The organism is Arthrobacter sp. T2-23, from assembly GCF_055398325.1.
On record NZ_AP027917.1, the window covers coordinates 582,303 to 607,548 of the forward strand.

General features: G+C 70.1%; 21 protein-coding genes. 6 read left to right on the top strand and 15 right to left on the bottom strand.

Annotated features, from left to right (window positions below; translation table 11 throughout):
• Window positions 1-107: 107 nt before the first annotated feature.
• Together ACZ5Z0_RS02745 and ACZ5Z0_RS02750 are read right to left on the bottom strand one after the other, a co-directional pair.
• Complete coding sequence (locus ACZ5Z0_RS02745; protein WP_464109785.1) at window positions 108-1,451, bottom strand: class I SAM-dependent RNA methyltransferase; 1,344 nt, start codon at window positions 1,449-1,451, stop codon at window positions 108-110.
• Window positions 1,448-3,424 carry an APC family permease gene (locus tag ACZ5Z0_RS02750; protein WP_464109786.1) on the bottom strand — a complete coding sequence of 659 codons (1,977 nt, stop codon included), beginning with the start codon at window positions 3,422-3,424 and terminating at the stop codon, window positions 1,448-1,450. The genes ACZ5Z0_RS02745 and ACZ5Z0_RS02750 overlap by 4 nt, the downstream gene beginning before the upstream one ends.
• A gap of 156 nt (window positions 3,425-3,580) precedes the next feature.
• On the opposite strand from ACZ5Z0_RS02750, the gene ACZ5Z0_RS02755 reads away from it, so the two are divergent.
• Complete coding sequence (locus tag ACZ5Z0_RS02755; RefSeq protein ID WP_138769570.1) at window positions 3,581-4,252, top strand: potassium channel family protein; 672 nt, start codon at window positions 3,581-3,583, stop codon at window positions 4,250-4,252.
• Window positions 4,253-5,020 carry a potassium channel family protein gene (locus tag ACZ5Z0_RS02760; RefSeq protein ID WP_464109787.1) on the top strand — a complete coding sequence of 256 codons (768 nt, stop codon included), beginning with the start codon at window positions 4,253-4,255 and terminating at the stop codon, window positions 5,018-5,020. It abuts the gene before it with no gap.
• Between the two features lie 61 nt (window positions 5,021-5,081).
• On the opposite strand, the gene ACZ5Z0_RS02765 is transcribed toward ACZ5Z0_RS02760, so the two are convergent.
• From ACZ5Z0_RS02765 to dut, 4 genes are all read right to left on the bottom strand, one after another.
• Window positions 5,082-5,858, bottom strand: coding sequence for a DUF3159 domain-containing protein (locus ACZ5Z0_RS02765; protein ID WP_464109788.1), 777 nt, complete (start codon window positions 5,856-5,858; stop codon window positions 5,082-5,084).
• A complete protein-coding gene (locus ACZ5Z0_RS02770; RefSeq protein WP_464109789.1) occupies window positions 5,855-6,262 on the bottom strand; it encodes a single stranded DNA-binding domain-containing protein in 408 nt (135 codons plus the stop codon). Before ACZ5Z0_RS02770 ends, ACZ5Z0_RS02765 begins: the two co-directional genes overlap by 4 nt.
• Window positions 6,255-6,971: a DUF3710 domain-containing protein gene (locus ACZ5Z0_RS02775; protein WP_464109790.1), complete on the bottom strand. Its 717-nt coding sequence runs from the start codon at window positions 6,969-6,971 to the stop codon at window positions 6,255-6,257. Before ACZ5Z0_RS02775 ends, ACZ5Z0_RS02770 begins: the two co-directional genes overlap by 8 nt.
• A gap of 79 nt (window positions 6,972-7,050) precedes the next feature.
• The gene (gene dut / locus ACZ5Z0_RS02780) at window positions 7,051-7,596 is read right to left on the bottom strand and encodes a dUTP diphosphatase (RefSeq protein WP_464109791.1); all 546 of its coding nucleotides are present in this window, start codon (window positions 7,594-7,596) and stop codon (window positions 7,051-7,053) included.
• A 121-nt stretch (window positions 7,597-7,717) separates the two neighbouring features.
• Here dut and ACZ5Z0_RS02785 point away from each other — a divergent pair, with 121 nt between their 5' ends.
• Entirely contained in the window at window positions 7,718-8,200 is a 483-nt protein-coding gene (locus tag ACZ5Z0_RS02785; RefSeq protein WP_464109792.1) for a DUF3093 domain-containing protein, read from the top strand.
• Between the two features lie 40 nt (window positions 8,201-8,240).
• Here ACZ5Z0_RS02785 and ACZ5Z0_RS02790 read toward each other — a convergent pair whose 3' ends face one another.
• Complete coding sequence (locus ACZ5Z0_RS02790; protein WP_138769577.1) at window positions 8,241-8,540, bottom strand: DUF4193 domain-containing protein; 300 nt, start codon at window positions 8,538-8,540, stop codon at window positions 8,241-8,243.
• Window positions 8,541-8,866: 326 nt separating this feature from the next.
• Here ACZ5Z0_RS02790 and sepH point away from each other — a divergent pair, with 326 nt between their 5' ends.
• The gene (gene sepH, locus ACZ5Z0_RS02795) at window positions 8,867-10,378 is read left to right on the top strand and encodes a septation protein SepH (RefSeq protein ID WP_464109793.1); all 1,512 of its coding nucleotides are present in this window, start codon (window positions 8,867-8,869) and stop codon (window positions 10,376-10,378) included.
• A 54-nt stretch (window positions 10,379-10,432) separates the two neighbouring features.
• Here sepH and ACZ5Z0_RS02800 read toward each other — a convergent pair whose 3' ends face one another.
• From ACZ5Z0_RS02800 to ACZ5Z0_RS02810, 3 genes are all read right to left on the bottom strand, one after another.
• Window positions 10,433-11,626: an alkaline phosphatase family protein gene (locus ACZ5Z0_RS02800; RefSeq protein WP_464110694.1), complete on the bottom strand. Its 1,194-nt coding sequence runs from the start codon at window positions 11,624-11,626 to the stop codon at window positions 10,433-10,435.
• Between the two features lie 79 nt (window positions 11,627-11,705).
• Window positions 11,706-12,446, bottom strand: coding sequence for a DUF5998 family protein (locus ACZ5Z0_RS02805; RefSeq protein WP_138769579.1), 741 nt, complete (start codon window positions 12,444-12,446; stop codon window positions 11,706-11,708).
• Window positions 12,447-12,551: 105 nt separating this feature from the next.
• Window positions 12,552-15,257 carry a bifunctional acetate--CoA ligase family protein/GNAT family N-acetyltransferase gene (locus tag ACZ5Z0_RS02810; protein ID WP_464109794.1) on the bottom strand — a complete coding sequence of 902 codons (2,706 nt, stop codon included), beginning with the start codon at window positions 15,255-15,257 and terminating at the stop codon, window positions 12,552-12,554.
• A 67-nt stretch (window positions 15,258-15,324) separates the two neighbouring features.
• Between ACZ5Z0_RS02810 and ACZ5Z0_RS02815 the strand changes: the two genes are divergently transcribed.
• Window positions 15,325-17,841 (top strand): DNA gyrase/topoisomerase IV subunit A, encoded by a 2,517-nt coding sequence (locus tag ACZ5Z0_RS02815; protein ID WP_464109795.1) that lies wholly within the window; start codon window positions 15,325-15,327, stop codon window positions 17,839-17,841.
• Between the two features lie 238 nt (window positions 17,842-18,079).
• Here ACZ5Z0_RS02815 and ACZ5Z0_RS02820 read toward each other — a convergent pair whose 3' ends face one another.
• A complete protein-coding gene (locus ACZ5Z0_RS02820) occupies window positions 18,080-18,562 on the bottom strand; it encodes a hypothetical protein (protein WP_464109796.1) in 483 nt (160 codons plus the stop codon).
• A 152-nt stretch (window positions 18,563-18,714) separates the two neighbouring features.
• The gene (locus ACZ5Z0_RS02825; protein WP_464109797.1) at window positions 18,715-19,098 is read right to left on the bottom strand and encodes a VOC family protein; all 384 of its coding nucleotides are present in this window, start codon (window positions 19,096-19,098) and stop codon (window positions 18,715-18,717) included.
• A 64-nt stretch (window positions 19,099-19,162) separates the two neighbouring features.
• Here ACZ5Z0_RS02825 and ACZ5Z0_RS02830 point away from each other — a divergent pair, with 64 nt between their 5' ends.
• Complete coding sequence (locus tag ACZ5Z0_RS02830; RefSeq protein WP_464109798.1) at window positions 19,163-19,681, top strand: DinB family protein; 519 nt, start codon at window positions 19,163-19,165, stop codon at window positions 19,679-19,681.
• Window positions 19,682-19,723: 42 nt separating this feature from the next.
• On the opposite strand, the gene ACZ5Z0_RS02835 is transcribed toward ACZ5Z0_RS02830, so the two are convergent.
• The 3 genes from ACZ5Z0_RS02835 to cydB are packed head-to-tail and all read right to left on the bottom strand — an operon-like array spanning window position 19,724 to window position 25,244.
• A complete protein-coding gene (locus ACZ5Z0_RS02835) occupies window positions 19,724-20,713 on the bottom strand; it encodes a GNAT family N-acetyltransferase (RefSeq protein ID WP_464109799.1) in 990 nt (329 codons plus the stop codon).
• A 21-nt stretch (window positions 20,714-20,734) separates the two neighbouring features.
• On the bottom strand, window positions 20,735-24,187 hold the full coding sequence (gene cydD / locus ACZ5Z0_RS02840; protein ID WP_464109800.1) for a thiol reductant ABC exporter subunit CydD: 3,453 nt from the start codon (window positions 24,185-24,187) through the stop codon (window positions 20,735-20,737).
• Window positions 24,188-24,194: 7 nt separating this feature from the next.
• Window positions 24,195-25,244: a cytochrome d ubiquinol oxidase subunit II gene (gene cydB, locus ACZ5Z0_RS02845; protein WP_464109801.1), complete on the bottom strand. Its 1,050-nt coding sequence runs from the start codon at window positions 25,242-25,244 to the stop codon at window positions 24,195-24,197.
• Between the last annotated feature and the right edge of the window lie 2 nt (window positions 25,245-25,246).

A 25,246-nucleotide genomic window follows, 5' to 3' on the forward strand; every position in this document is an offset into this window, starting at 1 on the left:
CTAGTTAGGCCAGCCTAACTAAGACATGGGTGATGGTTTCTTAACAGTGATTCCTGAAAAGTGACTGCAGTGCGCGATGTCGGACTACTCCGCCCATCCTAGTGGCCTCAGCCCCGCGGAGTCAGTAACGCCACAGTCTCCAGGTGGTGGGTGTGCGGGTAGAGGTCGAAGGCGCGCAGCCCCTCCAGCGCCCAGCCGGCCTGCTGGAAGTACCCCACGTCCCGCGCGAACGACGCGGGATCGCAGGACACATAGGCGATGGCCCGGGGCCCGGCCGCCACCAGCTGGTTGACGACCGCCTTGCCGGCGCCGGCCCGGGGCGGGTCCAGCAGCAGGGCATCGAAGCTGCGTGGCTGCTGCCGCAGCACGCGTTCGACCTTGCCCTGGATGATTTCCACTTGGGGTGCGCCATGGAGGTTCTTGCGGGCATCCCGGCTGGTGCCCGGCGCCCCTTCCACGGACAGTACGGACCCGGTGACCCCGACGGCGTCGGCCAGGGGCGCGGTGAAGAGTCCGGCGCCGGCGTACAGGTCCGCCGCGACGGACCCGGCGGCGAGGTAGCCGCCGTCGTGCAGGACTCCGGTCACGGCGCCCACCAGCGTCTCCGGGGCGTCGCGGTGGATCTGCCAGAAGCCGTCGCCGCTGACACGGTACTCGTGGCCGGCCGCGGTTTCCTGCACCCAGGTGCGGCCGCGCAATTGAGTCACGGCGCCCGTGCCCGGGTCAACGGCCGCCACCGAGACGTCCTCCGGCAGCTGGGCCACGATGGCGCCGAGCTTGGCCCGGGTCCCGGCGGACGGGACCAGGAGCACCAGCGGGCGGGACCCGTTGGCCGGTGCCGCGACCTCCACCCGCTCGATCCCCTGCAGCTCGATGTCCCAGAGCCTCAGCGCGTTGATGGCGTCGACGGCCAGCGGCATCTCGCGGACCGGAAAGACGGCGTCGGAGCGGTGCGCGTGCATGCCGAGCTTGCCGCCGGCCGTCACGGCAAAGCCCGCGCGGGTCCGCCAGGCCAGGCCGGTGCCGGCCCCGGCTGCTGCCTCCCCCACGGCCTCGACCGGAACGGCCAGGTCGACGCCGGCCAGCCGGCGCAGCTGCTCGGCCAGGACCTCGGCCTTGAGGCGGCGTTGGCGGTCCAGCGAAATGTGGCCCAGCTCGGCGCCGCCGACCGGCGCGTGTCCGTGCGACCAGGAGCGCAGGGCGTCGGCCGCGTGCCAGAAGTGGTCCACCCGGTCCGCGGAGGGCTCCAGCACCTCGACGACGTCGGCGCGCCAGAACTTCGCGGTTTCGCCGTCCTCGGTCAGCCGGATCCGCACTTTTTCGCCGGGGATCCCGTGGCGGACGAAAATCACGCGGCCCTCGTGCCGGGCCACGCAGTGGCCGCCGTGGGCAACGGGGCCGACGTCGACAATCAGCTCGGTGCGGGCGGGTGTCCGGGTGTCGGTGCTCATTGGATATCCTGCAGTTTCTTGGCTTCTTCGGACGATTTCAGCTGCCACGGCACGCTCGCCACCATGACCCCGGGCTCGAAGTGCAGCCGGGTCTTGATCCGCAGCGCCGTCTGGTTGTGCACCAGCTGCTCCCACCACTTGCCCACGACGTATTCGGGGATGTAGACGACGATCAGGTCACGCGGCGAATCGCGCCGCATGTTCTTGATGTACTCCATGATCGGGGTGACAGTCTCGCGGAACGGGCTGGCCAGCACGGTCAGCGGCACGGGGATCTCCAGCTTCTCCCAGTCCTCCAGTGTCTGCTCGGTCTCCTCCGGGCTGATGTCCACCGTGATGGCGTCCAGCCGGGAGGGCCGCGAGGCGCGGGCGTAGGCCAAGGCCCTCAGCACGGGCTTGCGGACGTGCGAGACGAGCAGCACGGCGTGCACCCGGGTGGGCAGCGCCCGGGGCGAGGAGTCCTCATCCACGGCGAGCTCTTTGGCCACATTGTCGTAGTGCGCCCGGATGCTCCACATGATCAGGAACAGGATGAACATGGCCAGCAGCGCGATCCAGGCCCCCTGCTCGAACTTCGTGATCAGCACGATCACCAGGACCAGTCCGGTCATGCCGAAGCCGATCGTGTTAATGGTCCGCGACTTGAGCATCCGCAGTTTCGCGGCCGGGTCCTTGGCGAGCTTCAGTTCCCGGCCCCAGTGCCGGATCATGCCGAGCTGGCTCAGCGTGAACGAGATGAAGACGCCCACGATATACAGCTGGATGAGCTTGGTGACGTCGGCGTTGAAGGCGATGATCAGCACCAGCGCACCGGCGGCCAGCGCCAGCACACCGTTGCTGAACGCGAGCCGGTCACCGCGGGTGCGGAGTTGGCGCGGCAGGTAGCCGTCCTGGGCCAGGATGGAGCCGAGGACCGGGAAGCCGTTGAAGGCGGTGTTCGAGGCAAATACCAGGATGACGCCGGTGGCGGCGACGACGATATAGAACGGCAGCGAGCCGGCACCGAAGACGGTCTGAGCAATCTGGCTGATGGCCGGGTTCTGGATGTAGCCCTCGTCCACCGGTTTGCCGTTGAGCAGGAACTCCTTGGCCGGGTCCTGCACGATGTGCACCTTGGTGGCGTTGGCCAGGTAGATGATGCCGGCCAGCATGGAAGCCGCGATCACACCGAGCAGCAGCAGTGTCGTCGCGGCGTTCTTGCTCTTGGGCTTCTTGAAGTTCGGCACGCCGTTGCTGATGGCCTCCACGCCGGTCAGCGCGGCGGCCCCGGAGGAGAACGCCCGGAGCAGCAGGAACGCTCCGGTCAGGCCGACCAGCCCCTCGTCGAACCCCGGGGTGGGCACGATCTGGAATTCGGCCGACGGCGCCTGCCCGAGCTGGCCCGTGGCGGCTTGGAAGACGCCCACGGCGGTCATGCCGAGGATCGAGAACATAAAGATGTAGGTCGGCACGGCGAAGACGCTGCCGGCTTCGCGGATGCCGCGCAGGTTCACCAGGGCCAGGACCACGACGCCGATCGTGGCGATCGTGGCCTGCTGGCCATGCAAAGAGGGGACGGCGGTGGTGAGGTAGGCGGCGGCAGAGGACATCGACACCGCGACCGTAAGGACGTAGTCCACCAGCAGGGCCGCGGCGACCGTGAGGCCCGCGTACTTGCCGAGGTTTTCGTTGGCGATCTCGTAGTCGCCGCCGCCGGAGGGGTAGGCGTGGACGTTCTGGCGGTAGGACGCCACGACGGTGAGCAGCACCACCATCACGGCCAGGCCCACCCAGGGTGAAAAGGCCACGGCGCTGACGCCGGCCAGCGCCAGGGTCAGCAGGATTTCGTCCGGTGCGTACGCCACCGAGGAGAGCGCATCGGAGGCGAAAATCGGCAGCGCGATCCGCTTGGGCAGGAGGGTGTGGGCCAGACGGTCGTTCCGGAAGGGCCTGCCTACCAGCACCCGCTTCACGGCATTGAAAATTGTCAGCACCAGACAAAGCTAGTCTGATTCGGACGCGATGTCATGACGGCGGAGCCCGTCGCTAAGCGGCCGGCGGACCGCACCGCCGTCGGACCGTCTCCCGGGCGCCCGTGGCCGGTACAGTTTTACGCAGCAGCAGAACAAAAGAAGCTTGAGGAGGCACGTGTGGCGCACTTCGTGATCATGGGTTGTGGCCGCGTTGGGGCAACCCTGGCGCACACACTGGAGGACGCCGGCCATTCGGTCGCGATCATCGACCAGGACGACCGCGCTTTCCGGCGGCTACGGACCGGCTTTTCCGGCCGCAAGGTCACCGGCGTCGGCTTTGACCGGGAAACGCTCAAGCAGGCCGGCGTCCAGGAGGCCTACGCCTTCGCGGCCGTGTCCAGCGGTGACAATTCCAACATCCTTGCCACCCGGGTGGCGCGCGAGACGTTCCACGTCCCGCACGTGGTGGCGCGGATCTATGACCCGGGCCGCGCGGAAATCTACCAGCGGCTCGGCATCCCCACGGTCGCGGCGGTGCGCTGGAGCGCGGACCAGGTGCTGCGCCGGATCCTGCCGGAGCAGCACCTCGCCGGCGACTTCCGCGATCCTTCCGGGCGGCTGGTGCTGGCCGAGGTGGACGTGGACTCCGGTTGGATCGGGCAGCCGCTGTCCGCGATCGAAAAGGCCGCCGACATCCGCATCGCGTACCTCACCCGCTTCGGCGAGGGCATCCTTCCCGGCCCGGGAACAGCCTTCCAGGATGGAGACACCGTTCACGCCATGCTGAGCGTGGACCGCACCTCCGAGGTCGCCCATATTCTTGCCAAGTCCCCCGTCAAGGAGTCCTAAGTGAAAGTCGTCATCGTCGGGGCAGGCAGCGTCGGTTCATCGATCGCCCGTGAACTGCTGGCCCACAAACACGAGATCCTGCTGATCGACCTCAAACCCGAGGTGATTGGCCGCAGCGGGCTGCGCGGGGCGCACTGGCTGGTCGGCGACGCCTGCGAGCTCAGCACGCTCAAGGACGCCCGGCTGGAGGACGCCGACGTCGTGGTGTCCGCGACGGGCGACGACAAGGTGAACCTGGTGGTCTCGTTGCTGGCCAAGACCGAATTCGGCGTCGGCCGGACCGTGGGCCGCGTCAACAACCCGAAGAACGACTGGATGTTCGACGATTCCTGGGGCGTCGACGTCGCGGTCAACACCCCGCAGCTGATGACCGCCCTGGTGGAGGAAGCGGTGGAGATCGGCGACCTGGTCCGGCTGCTGACCCTGCAGACCGGGGTGTCCTCACTGGTGGAATTCACGGTGCCGCACGATTCGCATGTGATCGGCCTGACGGTGGGCGACATTGACTGGCCCGAGGACGCGGCCCTGGTCGCGATCCTGCGCGACCAGGCCCCGATTACGCCCAGCCGCGACGACGTGATCGACGGCGGCGACGAGCTGTTCTTCGTCACCACGATCGCCGCCGAGGACGGCCTGCGCGCGCTGCTCTCCGCCCCGGAGTCCGGCGTCGAGTCCGCCGGGGAGCCGTCCGCCGGCCAGCACCCGGTCACCGCCGACCAGCACGGCCGGGAGACCCAGTCCGCCGGCGACGACGGCTTCGAGGGCTGACCCGCCCAACTAGCTGGCAGTTGTTGCCGTTTCGACGCCTCAAAACGGCAACAACTGCGAGTTAGTTGGCTTCGGACGGCCCGTCAACTGGCTCGTCAACGGCGGCCGGCGCGGGGCGGGTGAGCAGCCAGGCGACCCACATACCCAGGATGTACAGCGGCGCACCCATGATCAGCCTGGTGGTGGCGAGGCCGGCGAGGCCCTGCTCCCCCATGAAATACAACGGGACCTGGACGAGCAGGCGAAGGACCAGGACCGAGATGATCACCCAGGTACCGATCCGGTACGCCTTCACCCGGGCGGGGTGCTTGCGCCAGTCCAGGCCCTCGTTCCGGATGAACCCGAAGAGGAGCCCGGCGAAGGGCCACCGCACCGCGATCGAGATGGACATCGCAATGATGTACCCGAGGTTGGTGAAGAACCCGAGCACGTAGAAATCCTCGGCCTTGCCGGTCGAGTTCGCCAGCCACGCAGAGAGACCGACGCCGACAATGCCGGCCAGCGCCTGCGTCAGCGGCTTGCGCTGGATGAGCCGCGCGACGGTGAACACCGCGGCCACGGCGAGCGAGGCGACCAGCGCCAGCGGAAGTTCGCGGCTGACGGTAAACGCAATCAGGAACACGAGCCCCGGAAGGATGCTTTCGGCGAGGCCCTGGACACCGCCGGCGCTCTTGAGCACGTCGATGTTGCCGTTGCGGGAACGGTGCAGTCCGGCCTTGGCCGCATAGCCTTCGGCGAGCTGGGCCACGGTGGGCTGCGCGGGGCCGGCCGCTTCGCGACCCTGCGGCGCGGTGCGCGGGGGCGCGGTGCGCGGCTGCGGGTCTTCGGGGGTGCTCATTGCTCCTCCTGGCGGGAGAGTATTTCGTAACGCGGATTGAACATGGTGGGCAGCCCATCACGCACCGTGACCATCCCCTCGAGCCGGAGTTCCAGGCCTGCCTTGACGCCGGGGATCCTGCGGCGTCCCAGCCAGATCACCCGGAGCCGGTCGGCGGCCACGGCGGGGGCCTTGCGGCGGGCCCCGGACTGAATGGCCTGCGCGGCCGGGCGTGCCTGCACAGCAGTGCGTGCCTTCGGCGGCGGGGCGTCATGGTCGGTGACGATGGCGGTGAAGGCGGCAACTTCGCCGGCCGGGGCATACGTCACGGACTCGATGAACCCGCGGCACAGCACGCGGCCGCGCTCCGGGAGCCCCCGCACCGGAACGGCGGCGGCTGGATCCTTGCCGGAGGCATCACCCAATCTGGGTAATCTCCGGTCCGCGCTCGGGCTGGTCAAACTCCGGGGCACCCTGCGGCGCCGGCGCGCCGGAGTCCCGGGGAAGGCGGAGCTGGAGCAAGTCGCGCGGCGGCATCGGGTTCTCGCCCCGCACCACAACGATCTGGCGGAAAAGTTCCTCGAGCCCGGCGGCGGCTGAACGGTCCAGCGCCGCTTCCCCGCCGAGGACGCCGCGGAGGAACCAGCGGGGGCCGTCGACGCCGATGAACCGGGCCACGCGGTAGCCCTCGCTGCCGTCGCCAGCAGGCAGCTTGGCAACGAGTTCGATGCCGAAGTGGCCCTCGATCTCATCGACCTGACCGCCCTGGCTGCCCACGGACTGGCCGATCTGCTCGCGGATTTCGTCCCAGAGGCCCTCGGAGCGGGGCGCCGCGAAAGCCTGCAGCTGCAGGCTGGAACCTTCCAGGTCCATGGTCACGGCGACAACGCGCTGGGTGGCTTCCTCGACCTCGAGCCGGAGCTGCAGGCCTTCCCGCGGGGCAATCAGCAGGGCGCCGAGGTCGACGTAGCCGTCCTGGTTGTCGATCTCCGAGGCGTCATACGGGCCGGCATTGCGGACGGCACCGTCCGTGGCGCCGGCGGCTGCGCCGGCGTCGACAGCCTCAGCTTCCCCGGTCTCGCCGGTGTCCGTCAACTGCTCCTGTTTGGCTTTCCTGCCACGCCCAAAAACCATGGGGTTGTCTCCTTAGTTGTGATCCTGCGCGAAGCCCTCGGCCGCCGCGCGGGGAACAGCTGTGTCTAACGGCCGGGGTTCAGGCCCCGGGGGCGCCGAATCCGCCGGTGGAGCCGAAGCCGCCGCCGCCGCGGACGGAATCGCTGAGTTCCTGGACGGGCACAAAGTCGGCGTACTCCACCCGCTGGATGACCATTTGTGCAATTCTATCGCCGCGCCGCAGTTCAATCGCCTGCTCACGGTCAGTATTCAGCAGAGTCACCGCAATCTCCCCGCGGTACCCCGCATCCACGGTGCCGGGAGCGTTCACGACGGTCAGACCGTGCTTGGTGGCGAGGCCGGAGCGCGGGTGGATCAGCGCGACGAAACCGTCCGGAAGAGCGATCGAGACGCCGGTGGGCACCAGCCGACGCTCCCCCGGGCCGAGGACGACGTCCTCGCGCGCGCGCAGGTCCGCGCCGGCGTCGCCCGGGTGGGCATACGACGGCGGCTTCAGGCCGGCGTCGAGCATTTTCAGCTGCACCTTCAGGGTGGGGGCTCCGTAGGCAGGAACGTCGCCGGCCGGAAAGGCGCTGGCGGCGGGCTCTGCCGGCGGGGTGTTCACGGCAGTCGTTTCTTCAGTCACAGTTCCCCACTGTAACGCCCGCGGGGAGGATCGACCTACCGCGGTGCCGCCGCTGCCGCGCGCCGGACCGCGGCGGCCTGGCCAAGGTGAAAAGGCCCGGGAAAAGTGGAAAGCTGGACCCATGCCCGAATCCAGCGCCGCCGTGCCTGCCTCAAACACCCCCCACAACGCCACCGTTCTCTACAGCGAGAAGCTCTGGCCGAGCTTCTGGATCTGGCTGGTGGCGGCTGGACTGGCCGGGGGCGGCATCTTGGTGTTCGCGCCGATCAGCATCGCCGCCGGCATCACGGCCGCTGTGGTGCTCTTCGTCATCCTGGCCGTGCTGCTGGTCCTGTCCACACCGTCCATCTCGGTCACCGCAGAAACCCTGCGCGTCGGTCGGGCCACGATCGACCGGAGCTTCATCGGCGCCGTCGAGGCGTTCCGCGGGACGGAGGCGACGGCGGAACGTGGCACCCGGCTCAACGGCCTGGCGTTCATGTGCATCCGCGGCTGGATCGATCCGGTGGTCCGGATCGGGATCACCGACCCCTCGGACCGCACGCCGTACTGGCTGGCGTCCTCGCGGCACCCGGACGAGCTCGTCGCCGCCCTGTCCCGCTGAAACTGTTCCGCTGAAGCTGTCCCGCTGAACCAGGCGACCCTTAGCCCTCGCAGTCCTTGCAGTACTTAAGGCCGTCCTTTTCGCGGGCGATCTGCGAGCGGTGGCGGACGAGGAAGCAGGAGGCACAGGTAAATTCGTCTGCCTGGGCGGGCAGGACCCGGACCAGCAGCTCCTCGCCGGACAGATCAGCGCCCGGGAGTTCGTAGCCCTCGGCGAGGTCGGTTTCGTCCTCATCGACCACCGCGGAAGGCTTGTCCGTACGCCGCGACTTCAGTTCCTCGATGGAATCCTCGTTGAGGTCTTCTTCAGTCTTGCGCGGCGCATCGTAGTCTGTCGCCATTAGTTGTTGCTCACACTCCGCATTCGTTGGGTTGGGTCGCCGCCTCCGCACCGGTGGGGGCTGGTAGCCCCCGGTACCGGCCGGGTTCGGTTCACCGATGTCAACGCCGGACAACCGCTTTTTGTGCCCGATGTCGGGCCATTTTTACGCACATCCCAAGCCGAATACCAGAGGCATGCGGTCCGGGTGCCGCGGGGCCGGCCCTGGTCACGCCGAATGGGGCGGAAAGTCGCGGAAAATCACGGCGCGCCCACCCTCCTAACCGGATTCACTGCCCATCGGTGGCAGAGTTTCGAATGTTAGTAATGCCAGGGTGGAGGATTTGTATGCAGGATCTACGGCTTGTAGGCGTCCACGACGACGGGGAGCATCTCCTGTTGAGTGGCACCGGCGGCGAGATGTTCCAGCTGCCGATCGATGAGGCTCTTCGGACGGCTGCCAGCCGGACGCCGGCGAAGGCCGCTTCCGGTGTGGGCGCCGGGCCCATTGCCATGTCCCCCCGCGACATCCAGGCCAGGATCCGCAGCGGCGCCACCGCCGCGGAGGTAGCCGAACTTTCCGGCATTCCGCTGGCGAAGGTCCAGCGCTACGAGGGCCCCGTGCTTGCCGAACGCGAGTACGTCGCGCAGCAGGCCCGCAAGATCGAGGTGGCGTCCCCGTCCGCAGGGCACGACAGCTACCGCTCCTTCTTCGGCGACCAGCCCGCCACACTGGACGAGATGGTCACGCACCGGCTCCGGGCCCACGGGATCGAACCCTCCAGCGTGGAGTGGGATTCCTGGCGCCGCCCGGACGGCAGCTGGAACGTGGTGGCCCGGTTCGAAGCCCCGTCCGGCGCCCACGCCGCGATCGGCGAAGAGCCGCCGGCGATGTGGACGTTCAGTCCGGCGCGCAAGTCGCTGCAAAACGCCAACCGCTGGGCCCAGCAGCTCAGTGAACTTGAGCCGATTGACGGCCCGGTCCCGGCCCGCAGGCTCTCCGCGGTCTCGGACCGTCCCTTTGATTTCGAGACCGACGCGGAGGCCGCGGCCCGCACCGCCACCGCGCAGCTCAGCGTCGTCCATCCCTTCGGGGCGGCCCAGCAGGAAAAGGATGCCGACGGGCTGCTGGACATGCTCCGGTCACGCCGCGGGCACCGCCTGGGCCTTGACGAGGACGCCGACGACGCCCTGGCGCTGCTCCTGACCACCGGTGTTCCGGCCGCCCACCCCCGGCCGTCCGAGGTCCCACCGCCGGAGGACGACGGCGGCGACCACGACGACGCTTCCGGTAAACCCGCGCCCGCGGCGGAGGAACAGACGGCGTCGGCAGCGAAGACTGAGCCGCACGCGGCGCCTCGCCCGGATGCGGTTCCTGATGCATTTGCGCGACGCCGGGACGCCCGGCCCTCAATGCTCTCGCGGCTGAGCCTGGCGCCGCGGCACCAGGACAACGACGACGGCGACGACGCGCTGAAGCTTCACGACGGGGTCAGCACCGAGACCCGCGAAATCACCATCGCGGCTTCGCAGTTGCGGCCGGTCCGCACCGGTCCCACGTCCAGCCCCGGGCTGGATGAGCTGCTGGGCGGCGGACCGTCCCGGCGCGCGCAGGCCGACTCCCCCGCGGCCCAGGGCCCGGACTCCCGCCGCACCGATCCGTCCCACACCGATCCGTCCCACACCGGTCCGTCCCACGCTGGCCCGGCCCGCCCGGACCTGCCCGGCACGGAGTCATCGCGCAGCGATTCCTCCGGCGACGAGCGGGAGCCGGAAACCCCGGAACGCCAGCCCTCCAAGCCCAAGCGGTCCAGCGTTCCCAGCTGGGATGAAATCGTGTTCGGCACCCGCAGCGACTAACACGAACCGCCCGGCACGAACGGCCAGGCAAGGCTTGGCTTGGCAGGGTACGGTTCAGCGCCGCGGAACCTTGCGGGCAGCCTTCGCTCCGCCGGCTTTTCCCTCCGCCCGGAAGCACAGCAGTGGGACCTCCCGCTCCGCCTTGGTCAGCGAACCGTGCTGGCCGACCACCTCAAGCGCGCGCGCCTGGACCCGCCGGGTGTCGTAGAAGGCCAGGGCGTCGCGGGCGGCGATCATCACGTCGCCGATCCGTGCGTTTACCGGGCCGCGGACTTCGCCGAACAGCCCGGCGGCCACCGCCTCTTCGCGGGTGAAAGCCCAGATCCGGTCGCCGAACCGTGCCCGCCAGGCATCCAGCAGCCGCCGCCGGCCGGCGTCGTCCGTCCCGTCCTCAAGGTAGAGGTGCACCATGCGTGGTTCCCCCGCCGTGTGCCGAACGCCGGCGATCAGCTCCGGGTGGGCGGAGTAGTCGATCCGCTGCGATTCAGGCACGTCGACCATGCCGTGGTCGCCCGTGACCAGCACCGTGGTGCCGGCGGGGAGGGCTGCATTGAGCCGGCGCACGGTCGCGTCCAGCTCTTCGAGCTGGTGTTCCCACTGCGGTGACTGGCATCCGTAGCGGTGCCCGGCCTTGTCCAGTTCGTGGACGTAGAAGTACATCAGCGAGCTCTCGGCGCCGGCCATGGCCTCCCCCGCGGCCGCGGTCCGGGCGTGGGAGGTGGTCCCGGCCAGGAAGCGTCCGCCCCGCAGCGCGGCCCTGGTCATCGCGGAGTCGCTGAACCGCGGCAGGGCGACGGTGCTGACGTCGACATACCCGCCGGCCCGCTCGAAGACAGTGGGCAGCGGCTGCCATTGCTGCGGGTCGACGCCGTCGTCCCAGTTGCCCAGCATGTTGACCACCCGGTCCTGGTCCGGGTCGAGGACGTCATAACCGACCATGCCGTGCTGCCCGGCGGGCAGTCCGGTGCCGAAGCTGGCCAGCGACGCGACAGTCGTGGACGGGAAGGCCGAATCGACCCAGGCCGGCACGGCGCCCTGGCCCGCCTGCAGCACGGACCGCAGGAACGGCGTGTGGGCTGACTTCTGTTTGAGCAGCTGCCGGCCCAGGCCGTCGGCGAGGACAACGCAGACATGCTTCGCGGCGGGGAGCTTCAGCCGGTTGTCGAAGCCCGGGACGCCGAGGCTGGCCGCGGCGCTGCTGAGCACCTCGGCGATGGAACGGTCCCCGTAGGCCGGGGCGGCCGGCATCCCCGCCTGGCCGCCGGGGGTCGGGAGGGGCGCCTGCGGGGCGGGTACCGGGGACTGGGAGGCGCGGGCCGGCACCATTTCAGCGCTGGTGACCGCGGCTGAGGCGGTTTCCGAAGACGCCGGCGCGGGGACGCTGCGGCAGCGCCGAGACGCCGTGCGCGGCGGGGGCGGTGGAGCCGGTGTTCACGGCCCGGAGCGCCCGGGCGAACAGCTTGGCGTCCTGGACGGCCTGGAGACCGTCCGCCTCGGCGCTGATCCGCAGAACGATGTCTTCCTGCGCGATGGTGCCGCTGTAGCCGTGGTCGGCCTCGCACTGCGGGTCGCCGCAGCTGGCCGGACCCATATCGAGGCGCTGGCCGCCGGACCAGGCGATCGACAGGGTCAGTTCACGGACCGGGTCCGAGGGCTTGTAGTCCTGCGGCTGGGCGTAGACGTAGCTGAGCACCACGGAGCGGATCTGCGTCACCGGAACGGATTCGGTGGAGACCTGGGCGACGATCTGCTCGCCAGCCTCATCGAGCTGCTGGTCGTCCACATGCGTGATGACCAGCATGTCCTCGGTCAGCACCAGCACGGTGATGTGCCGGCGCACCTCGGCCCGGTCGAAGTGGGTCTCAAGGTGGACCAGGTGGGCCACGCAGTCCCGGCCGTCCAGGGCGTCGGCGACGACGTCGGCGACAAGGCGGGGGTAGAAGCCTGCCTGCTGGAGGGCGCCTTCCAGGCTCTGGCCCTGCGCGCTGTGGTCATGCAGGCCGTGGTGCGAGCCGTGGCGGGCGGGGGCCGGCGCCTGGGGCTTGGATGCTGGAGGCTGGGAGCTCATGGCTTCCATTTTCACAGATCGGCTGGGGACTTGCTAACTGCCGTGCTGTTCCTGCCCTCCTGTTGCTGCCTTGCCGGCCCATGCTCCTGCGCGGCGGCCTGCGCGCTAGTTGCGCATGGCCCGCCGTGCCGTGTCGGTGCGCTGCGCGGCGTTGGCAATGCGGACGTCGGCTGCCAGGATCACTGCGCCCTCGGGACCGGCCAGGACCGGGTTGAACTCCACCAGCACGATCTCCGGGTGGTTGTCCTTCAGCCGGGTCAGCCGGGCCGCGAGGTCCTCGAGCGCGGCGGCGTCGACGGCTGGCAGGCCCTGGTAGCCGAAGAGTTTGCGGGAGGCGCGGGGTGCGCGGATGAAGTCGTGGACGTCCGAGTTGGAGAGCGGCGGAACCCGGTGCGCCCAGTCATCGAGCAGGTTGACCGCGTCGCCGGCCAGCCCGAAGGACACCACCGGGCCCAGCAGCGGGTCCTCGATGGCGCGAAAGGTGCAGGCCTGCCCCACCGGGGCCATCGACTGCACCTCCAGGGACGGGGAGCCGTAGCGCTGCAGTGACTTGCGCATCTGCACAATGTTGCGACGCAGCGAGTCGGCGTCCTGGATGTCCAGTCGCACCCCGCCCAGGTCCAGCCGGTGCCGCAACGCCGGGTCCGTGGTCTTCAGCGCCACCGGCCAGCCCAGCCGGTCTGCGGCAGCGACGGCGTCGTCCTCGCTCTCAAAGCCTTCGGAGGGCAGCACACGGATGCCGTAAAAGCCCAGCAGCCTGGCGGCCGCGGGCGGATCCAGCCGGACCAGCTGTTCGCCGCCGACGGGCCGGAGCAGTTCCTCCAGGTCCTCGTGGGCGCCCTCGGGATCGCAGCCCTCGGGTTCCACGAACAGGCCCTGGTCGCGGTCCACCCATTGGGCGTAGCGCACCACCGCGGCGAGGGCGGCGACGGCGGCCCCGGGGTTGGAATAGCAAGGCACCCCGGCAGCGGATTCCGCCGCGTCGTCCTCGGCGGCCCCGACCATTCCCTCGACGTAGATGGACGGGTCAAGGAGGCCGGTGAACGCTGCCACCACGGGTTTCCCGGCGGCGGCCGAGCACTCGGCCAGCACCGCGCCGATCTTCTCCACGGTAAGCCCGCGGGCCGGCAGCAGGGCGACCACCACGGCGTGGACCGACTCGATGGTCAGCGTCTCCTGCAGGCTGCGGCGCAGCGCCGGCAGCGCCCGGGACATGCCGGCGTCCAAGTCGACGTCGGCGACGATCCGCTCCACGCCAAGTCCGGCCGCGGTGACCCGGTCCGCCACTACCTTGCCAAGCGCACTCGAGTTGCTGAACACGGCGACGCCGGGGCCCTGGGGCAGCGGCTGGCTGGAGACAATCTGGGCCACGTCCATGAGCTGTTCGATGGTTTCCACCCTGATCACCCCTGCCTGGCGCATCATGGCGTCCAAGGCTTCGGGCGGCGCCTGGGTGGTGCGCACGGCATGCCCCGGCGGCAGATTCAGCCCCATGGCGTCGGACTTGGCCACGATCACCGGTTTGGTCCGCGCGAGCCGCCGGGCCAGCCGCGAGAACTTACGCGGATTGCCGATGGACTCGAGATACAGCCCGACGGCGGTGGTGTCAGCGTCGTCCTCCCAGAACTGCATCATGTCGTTGCCGGACACGTCGGCGCGGTTTCCGGCGGAGAGGAACGTGGAGATGCCCACCCGGCGGCGGCTGGAGGCGGCGTAGAGCGAAACACCGATCGCCGCGGACTGGCTGAACAGGCCGAGCCCGCCGCGGCGGGCCAGCGAGGGCGCCATCGAGGCGTTGAGGGACACGGCGGGGTTGGTATTGACGATCCCGAGCGAGGCGGGGCCGATCACACGCATCCCGTTGGCGCGGGCCTGCCGGACCAGTTCGCGCTGCCGGGCGAGGCCGCGTTCGCCGTCGTCCGCGTAGCCGGCGGTGGCCACCACGATGCCCTTGACCCCGGCCTCGGCGCATTCCTGGACCACCTTCGGGACCTCGTCGTACGGGACCGCGATGATCGCGAGCTTGACCGGGCCAGGCACTTCGGACAGCTTGGCGAAGGACAGCATGCCAGCCAGTTCCAGCGCCTCGGGGTTGATCGCGTAGACCGGGCCGGTGAAGCGGCCCTCAATGATGTGCTCCAGCAACTGGTAGCCCACGGTGCCCCACTTGCGGCTGGCCCCGATCACGGCCACGGAGGACGGCGCGAGCAGCTCCTGGATGCTGCGGGCCTCGGCGCGGTGTTCGCGGGACTCCATCACGGCCCGGGACTTGTCCGTGGGGTCGATGTTGAATTCGAGGCTCACGACGCCGTCGTCGAAATGCCGCTTGACGTCGTAGCCGGCGTCCGAGAAGACCATCAGCATCTTGCGGTTCTCCGGCAGCACTTCGGCGCTGAACTTGCGGATGCCGTTCTCCCGGGCCGCGGCGGCAAGGTGTTCGAGCAGGATGGAGCCGATGCCGCGGCCCTGGTGCGCGTCGGCGATATTGAAGGCCACCTCCGCCTCCTCCGGGTCATCGAGCCGGTCGTAGCGTCCGATGCCCATGATTTCGCCGCCGATGGTGATGACGAGGGCCACCCGGTCCTTGTAGTCGACCTCGGTGAACCGTTTGAGTTCCTTGGCGGAGAGCTTGGACTTGAAGGCGAAGAAGCGCATGTAGATGGACTTCTGCGACTGGCCCACGTGGAAGGCCTGCACGGCGTCGGCGTCGGCGGGGTGGATGGGGCGAAGGTGCGCGGTGCCGCCGTCGCGCAGCACGACATCGGCTTCCCAATGTTCCGGATATACGCCGTCCGCGGGCTGATCCACCATAGGCTTAGCCTAGCCATAAACTTACGCAGTACCCGTTCAGCACCCCGAAGAAGGATCCACCCGCCTCATGGCACGCCGCCAAACCACGCCCCCGGCAGGGGAAGCCCCGGACTTCGTCGAGAACATCGTCGACATCGACGTCACTTCCGAAATGGAAGGCTCGTTCCTGGAGTACGCCTATTCGGTGATCTACTCCCGGGCCCTGCCCGACGCCCGGGACGGCCTCAAGCCCGTGCAGCGGCGCATCCTGTACATGATGAGCGAGATGGGCCTGCGTCCGGACCGCGGCCACGTCAAGAGCGCCCGCGTGGTGGGCGAAGTGATGGGTAAGCTGCACCCGCACGGCGACACCGCCATCTACGACGCCATGGTGCGGATGGCGCAGGACTTCTCCCTTCGGCTGCCGCTGATCGACGGCCACGGCAACTTCGGCTCGCTCGACGACGGCCCGGCAGCCCCCCGGTACACCGAGGCCCGGCTGGCGGCGGCGGCGCTGACCCTGACGGACCACCTCGACGAAGACGTCGTGGACTTCGTCCCGAACTACGACAACCAGCTCACCCAGCCGGACGTACTGCCGGCCGCGTTCCCGAACCTTTTGGTCAACGGCGCCACGGGCATCGCCGTCGGTATGGCCACCAACATGGCCCCGCACAACCTTGCCGAAGTGGTGGCGGCGGCCCGGCACCTGATCGCGCACCCGGACGCCACGCTCGAGGACATCATGAAGTTCGTCCCCGGCCCGGACCTGCCCACCGGCGGCCGGATCGTGGGGCTGGATGGCATCCGCGACGCCTACGCCACCGGCCGCGGCTCCTTCAAGACCCGGGCCAAGGTCGACGTCGAACAGCTCTCGGCGCGCCGCACCGGCCTCGTGGTCACGGAACTGCCCTACATGGTGGGCCCGGAAAAAGTGATCGAGAAGATCAAGGACGCGGTCAACGGCAAGAAGCTGACCGGCATCAGTGACATTGTGGACCTCACCGACCGCAAGCACGGGCTGCGGCTCGTGATCGAGCTGAAGAACGGCTTCAACCCCAACGCGGTACTCCAGCAGCTCTACCGGTTCACGCCGATGGAGGACTCCTTCGGCATCAACAACGTCACGCTCGTCGACGGGCAGCCGCAGACCCTGGGCCTGCTGGAGCTGCTCTCCGTTTACGTGAACCACCGGATCAACGTGGTGCGGCGCCGCACCTCCTTCCGGCTGGGCAAGAAGAAGGACCGCCTGCACCTGGTCGAGGGCATGCTGATCGCGATCGTGGACATCGACGAGGTCATCCAGATCATCCGTTCCTCGGACGAATCGGCAGAGGCACGGACACGGCTAATGTCCATCTACGACCTCACCGAGATCCAGGCGAACTACATCCTGGAACTGCGGCTCCGGCAGCTGACCAAGTACTCCCGGATCGAGCTGGAGAAGGAACAGGACGAGCTGCGGCGGGAGATCGCCGAGCTTCAGGCGATCCTGGACTCCCCCGAGCTGCTGCGCGGGCTGGTCTCCGACGAACTTGGTGAACTCGCGGACAAGTACGGCACCCCGCGCCGGACCGTGCTGCTCGAATCCGAGGCCGTCTCCCCCACGGTCGCCGCCGCCCTCGCGGCGCCCGGTGCCAAGGGCAAGGCCGCCCCGCTGGCCCTGGAGATCGCGGACGACCCCTGCTGGGCCATCCTGACGGCGTCCGGCCAGATCGCCCGCACGGCCAACCAGGACAGCCTCGCTGAGTCGGGGCCGCGGACCAAACACGACGTGTTCCGCTCTGTGGTCAAGACCTCCGCGCGCGGCGAGATCGCCGCGGTCACCTCCCAGGGCCGCATGCTGCGGCTCCAGGTGATGGACATGCCGGTGCTTCCACCTACCTCCGGCACCCCCAACATGGCCGGCGGAGTGCCGGCCAAGGACTTCATCACGCTGCTCAAGGGCGAATCGCTCGTCGCGTTCGCCCCGCTGGACCAGGTCCTCGCGATAGGCACCGCACAGGGTGTGGTCAAGCGCGTCCAGCCGGACTACCCGCTGAACCGCGAAGACTGGGAAGTGATCGCGCTCAAGGACAAGGACACGGTGGTGGGCGTCGAGCCGGCCGCCGGCGACGACGTCGAGCTGGTCTTCGTGACGCGGCAGGCACAGCTGCTGCACTTCAGCGCCTCCGCGGTCCGGCCGCAGGGCCGCACCGCCGGCGGCATGGCCGGGATCAAGCTCGCTGCCGGGGACCGGGTGTTGCACTTCGGCACGGCCCGCTCCGGCGACGACGCCGCCGTGGTGGTCACCATCGCCGGAACTGAAGGGGCGCTGCCGGGCACCGCCCCGGGCGCCGCGAAGGTCACCGCACTGGCCGAGTACCCGGCCAAGGGCCGCGGTACGGCCGGTGTCCGCGCGCACCGCTTCCTCAAGGGCGAAGACACCCTGCTGCTCGCGTGGGCGGGCCACGGCCCGGCGAAGGCGTCCTCGCTGGCCGGGGTGGCTCGCTCCCTGCCGGGCGAACACGGCCGCCGCGACGGCTCCGGCATCCCGCTCTCCCAGGCCATCGACGCGATCGGCCCGAGCATGGCCTGGGCGGAGGAAGCCGCGGCCGAGGGGTAGGGCGCGCAGGCCGGGAAGATGGTGGCTGGCGCCTCGGTGCTTCTCCATGCTGCCCGCAGATGGGCTCCTTGCCCCGCGTTGCCCGCCCTCGGCGCATCCATTTGCCACACACGGCCGCTGAGGGCTTCGCCATAGCGGCCAACTGTGGCAAATGACCGAGGGGGCACCCACATGTGAGCCACTCCGGCAGCGAAAGCGGCGTTGCCGCGTCCCGGTAGTCCGTCGTTGGGAAACGCGCTCAGGCGGCGACGTCGCGGCGTCGGAAGCCGACGACGGCGAGCGCCAGCAGCACCGCGACGGTGGTCACGGACACGGCCACCCCGTCCCAGGCAACGCCCCGCCTCAGCGGATCGTGGGCGATGTGCTGGAATAACGGCGAGACCTTCTGGACCCGGTCGAAAGCGTCCACCAGCGGCGCCAGGGCATTGACGATGTAGGCGAACACCGCCAGCGCGGCGGGCACCCCGCGGCTCAGGCCGGTCCTCCCGGTGCCGGCGGAGAGCGCCAGCGCCAGCGCACCAAACACGACGCCGAGCAGGGCCAGGTGGAGCATGGTGGCGGCCACCTTGTCCGGGGGCAATTCCAGGTCCACGAGCTTGCCCTCAAGTACCAGCGACACTCCCATCACGGCTGCCAGCAGGAACGTGCCGAGAGCCATGGCCAGGAACTTGTCCAGCACCACCCGGCCGCGGACTACCGGGTTGGAGAGCAGCAGGTCCATGGTGTGGCGGTCTTCCTCCCCGCCGATGGCCCCCGCACCCGCGCACCCCCGCCGATGGCGTAGAGCAGGACCCGGGAAACGGACCATGCCAGGGCCCGCGCCGAATCCCGGGCCGCCGCCACGCATGGCCGCCCGGGATCAGTGCGGGGTCGCTACATCCCCGAGTTGATATTCAGGATGTTGCCCTCGCTGTCGAGGAACCAGGCTGCGGTGCTTCCGTCCGGCAGGGTCGCAATCCCGTCTTCAGTCTTCAGGCCCGGGAAATCGTACTCCTCGAAGACGACCCCTGCCGCGCGCAGCTCGGCGACAGTGGCCGGCACGTCGGTGACCGTCCAGCCCATCTGGGTGTTCTTGGCCGATCCGGCGTTTGGCGTCTGGTACAGCAGGAACCTGCTGCCGGCGCCGCACGTGTACATCAGGTTGTCCTCGGCATCCGGGTTATCCGGTTCGAGTCCGAGCTTGTCGCGGTAGAAACCGCGTGCACGGGCGAGGTCCGCGGCCGGCAGAACGGCGCCGACCGGCTGGTCTTTGAGCATGGCTATGTCCCTTTCCAGGCCCTTCCCCCGCAACGCATCCTACTCCTTCCCCTAGACTGCAGACATGCCTATCGTGCCCGATCAAAAAGACTGGACCTGGGTGCTCGCCCGGCCGTGCCCCGAGTGCGGTTTCGACGCCTCCACCTGCACCCCGGCCACGACGCCGGGACAGCTCGCCAACATGCTGCCGCGCTGGCGGGCCGTGCTGCGCCGCCCGGACGCCGCAGTGCGTCCGGATGAGGACACCTGGTCGCCGCTGGAGTACGCCTGCCATGTCCGGGACGTGTTCACGCTCTTTGACCACCGCCTCGACCTCATGCTCACCGAGGACGACGCCCGCTTCGAGGACTGGGACCAGGACCGCACCGCTCTCGAGCAGGACTACGCCGGCGCCGATCCGGCCGAGGTGAGCGCCGCCCTGACGGCCGAGGGCGAACAGATCGCGGCGTCCTTTGGCCGCGTCCCGGAGCGGGACTGGGACCGCAAGGGCACCCGCAGCAACGGCTCGGAATTCACGGTGCTGACGTTCGCGCAATACTTCCTGCACGACGTCATGCACCACCTCCACGATGTGGATGGATAGCGTGTGGATGGATAGCGTGTGGATGGTTAGGCGCGGGGCCGCCTAGAGTTCCTTGTCCCAGGCCATGCTGCGGTTGACCGCGACGTAGCCCATCTTCGTATAGAGCGCCAGGGCCCCTGTGGGGTTTTCCGAGTCGACGTCGAGCGAGGCCTTGTCCATTCCTGCGGCGGCGAAGCGGCGCATGGCGTCGGCCAGCAGCGCCTGGGCGATCCCGCGGCCCCGGAACTCCCGCGGCACCCCCAGCAGGTCCGTGTACCCTTCCGTGAAGCCCCGGGCCGCGGCGCTTTCGGCGTCGTGGCTGGCGATCTGGTAGCCGGCCACCCGGCCGCTGGCCTTGTCCAGGACGACGGCGCTCAGGTCCGGCCGAGCCTGCGGATCGTTCACCACGAAGCCCCAGGCCTCCTCGTCGCGCGGCTCGCTGCCCCAGTGATCACGGAAGGCATCGTTGTGGGCCAGCCGCACGGCCTCATGCAGGCCCGGCCCGAAATCCACGAGGTCGAGCCCGTCGCCGAGCGCCGGCTCCGGGAAGGCCGCATCCAGCGGCCGGTGCATCTCGTTGTAGTAGCGGACAATCCGGTAGCCACGGCCCTCGAAGAGCGAGCCCTGGTGGGTGTGCTGTTGTTCCATGTAGAGGCGCAGCCTCGGCCCGGCGGCGCCGGCATCCTCGGCAAACCGCTGCAGCGTCCGGGCCTCCAGCCAGCCCAAGAGCCCGCTTCCGACCCCGCTGCCCTGCCACCCGGGGTCCACGCAGCCAAAGCCGACGGCTTTGTCACCGTCCGGGTTTTTCGTCAGCCTGGCGTACGCCCGCGCGACTCCCCGGCTGTCGAAGCCGAGGATGCTGTTCGCGGCCACCGGGTTTGTCCGGGACTCCAGGATCTGGGCCAGGTCCTCGCGCCGCTCAAACCAGACAGGCCGCTCGACGGCGGCAGTACGGGCAATCAGGGCTGCCCAGTCCTCCAGCTCGGCGGTGCCGGCCGGCCGCCACGAAAGGCGGGGGTCCAGGCGGGCCTGCGGGTCGGTGCGTCCGGTCATGGCTACAGGCTAACGGCGGCCCTACCCCCGCGCCAGCACCGGCTCCGCCTGCGACGCCGCACGATCCAGGTCCAGCCGGCCGTCCTCCGGGCGGATGTCCTCCGGGTTGTGCGTGACCAGGACCACCGTTCGGCCGGCCAGCCCGCGGCGCAGTTCGGCCAGCATGTGCCGTCCTGCCTCCGCGTCCAGGTGCGCCGTGGGTTCGTCGAGCAGGATCACGTCGGCGCCGGTCAGCAGAGTGCGGGCCACGGCCAGGCGCTGGCGCTCGCCGCCGCTGAGGAACGCGCCGCCCGGGCCGATGGGGGTGTCCAGCCCGCCGTCGAGCCGTTTCAGCAGCGGTTCCAGGCCGACTGCGGACAGGACATCGGCCAGTCGCCGCTCGAGCTCCCCGCCGTCCCCGGCCGCGGCCGCAGGGCGTTCGGTCTCGGGAAGTCCCAGCATCAGGTTGCCGCGGATGGTGGAGTCGAAGAGGTGCGCCTCCTGCGGGCACCAGGCGGCGCTGCCGGTCAGGAGCAGCTGTCCCCCTGAGGCGGGCAGGAAGCCAAGCATGGTGGCGAGCAGGGTGGACTTGCCGGACCCGGAAGCGCCGGTCACGGCCAGCCAGCGGCCGGGTTCGGCGCTGGCGGACAGGCCGCTGAAGACTTCGGGCCCGCCGGGCCACGCAGCCGACAGGTGCCGGAGTTCCACGCCGGGCCGCCCACCCGGCCGTGCTGCCAGCGGCACGGTCCCGGGCGATTCCTGCTCCTCGGGGGCGAGGACGCCGGAGGCGCTGACGCGCCGGAGCACCGAACGGAGCGCCGGGTACTGCCGGACCGCCGTCGTGATGGCCGCGTACGGTTCGACCAGGGCCAGCTGCAGCAGCACAACGACGGCGACCGTCGCCGGCTCCGCCGTGCCGCGGAAGACCAGGGGCGCGGCGAGGACGGCGCTGGCCAGCGCGGCGACCCCGCAGGCCAGGACGGTGAGTCCCTGCCCGAGCCCCTCGGCCAGGGCGGACCGCTGCGACGCAGCCGTTGCGGCCCGGTCGGCCCGGTGGATGGCGTCCAGGACCGGGGCCCCGACGCCGTTGGCGTGGAGTTCGGCGCGGGCGTCCAGGGCCGCGGCGACCCGGCGCAGCACACCGGAGCGCAGCTGCTGTTCGGCGCGGGCGGACATCCGGTCCGCGAGCAGCGCGAGGGCCGGGGCGGCCGCGAGGCTGACCGCTGCGCCGGCAATTGCGGCCGGCAGGGCTGCCGGCAGCAGCAGCCCGATGCCCGCGACGGCGGCAGCGCCGACAGCCACGGCCGTCAGCGGCGGCAGGACCACCCGCGGCAGCAGCTCCCGGACGGTGTCGACGTCGTCCACCACGGCGCCGAGGACGTTGCCGCCCTGCAAGAGCCGCCGCAAGGAGAGGGCCCGCCGGCTCAGCGACTCCCAGAGCCGGCCGCGGAGCCGCGTCAATGCGGTGAACACAGCGTCATGCAGGAGCAGCCGTTCGGCATACCGCAGGGCGGCCCGGCCGACGCCGAAGAAACGCACCCCCACGATGGCGGTGAGCAGGTACAGGATGGGCGGCTGTTCGCTGGCGCGGATGATGAGCCAGCCGGACAACCCGGCGAGGGCCACGGCGAACAGCGCGGCCAGGACGCCGACGACGCCGGCGCCGGCAAATTTCCCGGCCACCGGCGCCAGCAACCGGCGCAGCTGGGATGCCGCCGTCCCGGCGCGGACGGCGCTGTCCGCCGGGTCAACCACGCTGCCGGACGGCTCCGCACCGCGGCCGCCGGCCGACGCGGGAGCCGAGGGTCCGGTGCTGCCGGCGGCCGGTGAGGCGGTGGCGGTCGCAGCCGTGCCGGAGCGCGCGCCCACGGCCACCAGCCGGTCCGCGAGTTCCCGGGTCTGCCGGTCGTGGGCCACGAGCAGCACGGTGGCCTTCCCCCGCAGCCCGTCGATACTCCGGCTGACCGCGTCGGCCGAGGCCCGGTCCAGGTGTGCGGTGGGCTCGTCCAGGAGCAACACCGTGGCGCCGGCCATGATCCGGGCCAGCCCGCGGGCCACGGCCACCCGGCGCAGCTCCCCCGGGCTGAGCTCGGCCGGATGCTTGGCGGCAAGATGGTCGGCCGCGCAGGCGGCGAGGCAATGCATCGCCTCGGCAGTGGCTTCGGGGCTGGCCGGCGCCGACGGCCGGTCCCGGGCGGTCCCCAGGTAGAGCAGGACCTCCGCCAGCACGGTGGGCTCCACCAGCACGGGGTGCTGCGGCACCCAGGCGAGATCCGCCGTCGTGAATCCCGCCAACTCCCCAGTCACGTCCGTGCCGGAGCCGGAAGCGATCGTGCCGGCCAGCACCCCGAGCACGGTGCTCTTTCCCGCCCCGCTCGGTCCGTCCAGGGCGGTGATTTCGCCGGGAGCCGCGGTGAAGCTCAGCGGGCCGACGGCGGCGTCCCCACGCCCGCGGTAGTGCACGGTCAGGTCCCTGACCGTCACGGCCGGCGGACGAGCGGCAGACCGTCCGGCTGGGCCGGCGGCCACCGGTCCAGGCGCAGGGGCGAGCGGCAATGGCCGGGCGGCGTCGAGCACCTCGGTGGTGTCGGCGAGCGCGGACCGGCCTTCGTCGCTGGCGTGGTGGGCGGTGCCGAGTTCGCGCAGCGGCAAATAGCAGTCCGGGGCCAAAATCAGGGCCAGCAGCCCGGCCTCGAGCCCCATGTCCCCGTGAACCAGCCGGACGCCGATGAAGACGGCCACCACGGCGACGGAGATCGTGGCGATGAGCTCCAGCGCCAGCGCCGAGAGGAAAGCGGTGCGCAGGGTCCCCATGGTCTTGGACCGGTATTCTTCCGAGATGTCCTCGAGGGCCTTGCGCTGGGCGGTGGCGCGGCCCAGGCCCACCAGCACGGGCAGGCCCTTGGCGAGTTCCAGCATGTGGCCGGAGAGCCGGGACAGTGCCGCCTGGGCGTCCCGGACCCGGTCCTCGGTGAAGCGGCCGATCAGGATCATGAACAGCGGCACGAGCGGGACGGTCAGGACGATCACGACGGCGCTGATCCAGTCCGCAAACAGGATCCGGGCACCCAACAGCAGCGGGATGGCGGCGCAGTTCACCAGGGCGGGCAGGAACTGGGTGTAGTAGTTGTCCAGCGCGTCCAGCCCGCGGGTGGCCAGCACGGCGAGGCCGCCGTCGGCCGGACCGGCGGCGCGGATCCCGGCATGCAGGGACCGCTCGAGGAGCCGGGAGCGCAGTTCCTCCTTGACCCCCAGAGCGGCGCGCCGGGAGGCCACGGCCTGCGCCCACACGGTCAGCGAACGCAGCACCACCCCGGCCAGGCCGCCCCAGCCCAGCTGTCCGGCCCAGGCAGGGCTGTGCGCGATCAGGCCGGCGAGCATGGCGGCGACCGCCTGGCCCATCAGCACGAGCGACAAAGCCTTGAGGGCGGCGAGCAGCCCCAGTAGGTAAAGCGCGGAGCGGGTGGCGGGGCCGGTCGGGAACTGCGGTTTCATCGGGCAGCTAGTCCTTCGGCGCCAGGGCCTTGGCGGCAATGGCGGGCAGGAAACTGTGCGCCTCGGGAATGTGGGCGGCGCTGACCCGGCGGCGGAACACCCAGTAGGTCCAGGCCTGGTAGGCCAGGACCAACGGCAGCCCGATGCAGGCGACGATGGTCATCAGGCCCAGGGTGTAGTCGGAGGACGAGGCGTTGGCGACCGTCAGGCTGAAGTCCGGGTTCAGGGTGGAGGGCAGCACCACGGGGAAGACGGCGCCGAAAATCGAGGCGCTGCCGAGCAGCAGGAACACACCCAGCGAGAGGAACGCGCGGCCTTCGGCACCGCCGCGGGCGAAGTTCCAGGCCAGCGCGGCGGCCAGGACGGCGGCGATCACCGCGGCGACGGTCCACACCTTGCCGGTGTGCACCTGCAGCACGATCGCCCAGCCTGCGATCGGTAGGAGCAGCACCGGCAGCAGCCGCACGAACCACTGCCGCGCGCGGTGCCGGACGTCGCCGTCGGTCTTCAGGGCCAGGAACGCCAGCGCGTGCAGCAGCGAGAAGCCGACGACGGCGAGGCCCCCCAGCACGGCGTAGGCGCTGAACCACGCGAACGGTCCGCCCTCGCGGTCACCGTTGGCGTTCAGCGGCAGTCCCGTGGTGGTCAGCGCCAGGGCCGCGCCGACCCCGAACGCGGCGACCAGGGAACCCAGGGCGATGGCCCAGTCCCAGCGCGCCCGCCACTGCGGGGTGTCCACCTTGCCGCGGTACTCGAACGCCACAGCACGGAAGATCAGGGCGACCAGCACCAGCAGCAGCGGCAGGTACAGCGCGGAGAACAGGGACGCGTACCAGAGCGGGAAGGCCGCGAAGGTGGCGCCGCCGGCGGTGAGCAGCCAGACCTCGTTGCCGTCCCAGACCGGGCCGATGGTGTTAAGCAGCACGCGGCGTTCGGTGTTGTTCCGGGCGAAGCCCTTCATGAGCATGCCGACGCCAAGGTCGAACCCCTCGAGGAAGAGGTAGCCCGTCCACAGCACCGCGATGGCAATGAACCAGATGGTGGGTAGCAGTTCCATGC

Bases quoted from the DNA above. Each gene is read 5' to 3' on its own strand.
- ACZ5Z0_RS02745 (WP_464109785.1), bottom strand. From the start codon at position 1,451: ATGAGCACCGACACCCGGACACCCGCCCGCACCGAGCTGATTGTCGAC.
- ACZ5Z0_RS02765 (WP_464109788.1), bottom strand. From the start codon at position 5,858: ATGAGCACCCCCGAAGACCCGCAGCCGCGCACCGCGCCCCCGCGCACC.
- ACZ5Z0_RS02775 (WP_464109790.1), bottom strand. From the start codon at position 6,971: ATGGTTTTTGGGCGTGGCAGGAAAGCCAAACAGGAGCAGTTGACGGAC.
- ACZ5Z0_RS02785 (WP_464109792.1), top strand. From the start codon at position 7,718: ATGCCCGAATCCAGCGCCGCCGTGCCTGCCTCAAACACCCCCCACAAC.
- ACZ5Z0_RS02790 (WP_138769577.1), bottom strand. From the start codon at position 8,540: ATGGCGACAGACTACGATGCGCCGCGCAAGACTGAAGAAGACCTCAAC.
- sepH (WP_464109793.1), top strand. From the start codon at position 8,867: ATGCAGGATCTACGGCTTGTAGGCGTCCACGACGACGGGGAGCATCTC.
- ACZ5Z0_RS02800 (WP_464110694.1), bottom strand. From the start codon at position 11,626: ATGCCGGCCGCCCCGGCCTACGGGGACCGTTCCATCGCCGAGGTGCTC.
- ACZ5Z0_RS02805 (WP_138769579.1), bottom strand. From the start codon at position 12,446: ATGAGCTCCCAGCCTCCAGCATCCAAGCCCCAGGCGCCGGCCCCCGCC.
- ACZ5Z0_RS02810 (WP_464109794.1), bottom strand. From the start codon at position 15,257: ATGGTGGATCAGCCCGCGGACGGCGTATATCCGGAACATTGGGAAGCC.
- ACZ5Z0_RS02815 (WP_464109795.1), top strand. From the start codon at position 15,325: ATGGCACGCCGCCAAACCACGCCCCCGGCAGGGGAAGCCCCGGACTTC.
- ACZ5Z0_RS02820 (WP_464109796.1), bottom strand. From the start codon at position 18,562: ATGGACCTGCTGCTCTCCAACCCGGTAGTCCGCGGCCGGGTGGTGCTG.
- ACZ5Z0_RS02825 (WP_464109797.1), bottom strand. From the start codon at position 19,098: ATGCTCAAAGACCAGCCGGTCGGCGCCGTTCTGCCGGCCGCGGACCTC.
- ACZ5Z0_RS02830 (WP_464109798.1), top strand. From the start codon at position 19,163: ATGCCTATCGTGCCCGATCAAAAAGACTGGACCTGGGTGCTCGCCCGG.
- ACZ5Z0_RS02835 (WP_464109799.1), bottom strand. From the start codon at position 20,713: ATGACCGGACGCACCGACCCGCAGGCCCGCCTGGACCCCCGCCTTTCG.
- cydD (WP_464109800.1), bottom strand. From the start codon at position 24,187: ATGAAACCGCAGTTCCCGACCGGCCCCGCCACCCGCTCCGCGCTTTAC.
- cydB (WP_464109801.1), bottom strand. From the start codon at position 25,244: ATGGAACTGCTACCCACCATCTGGTTCATTGCCATCGCGGTGCTGTGG.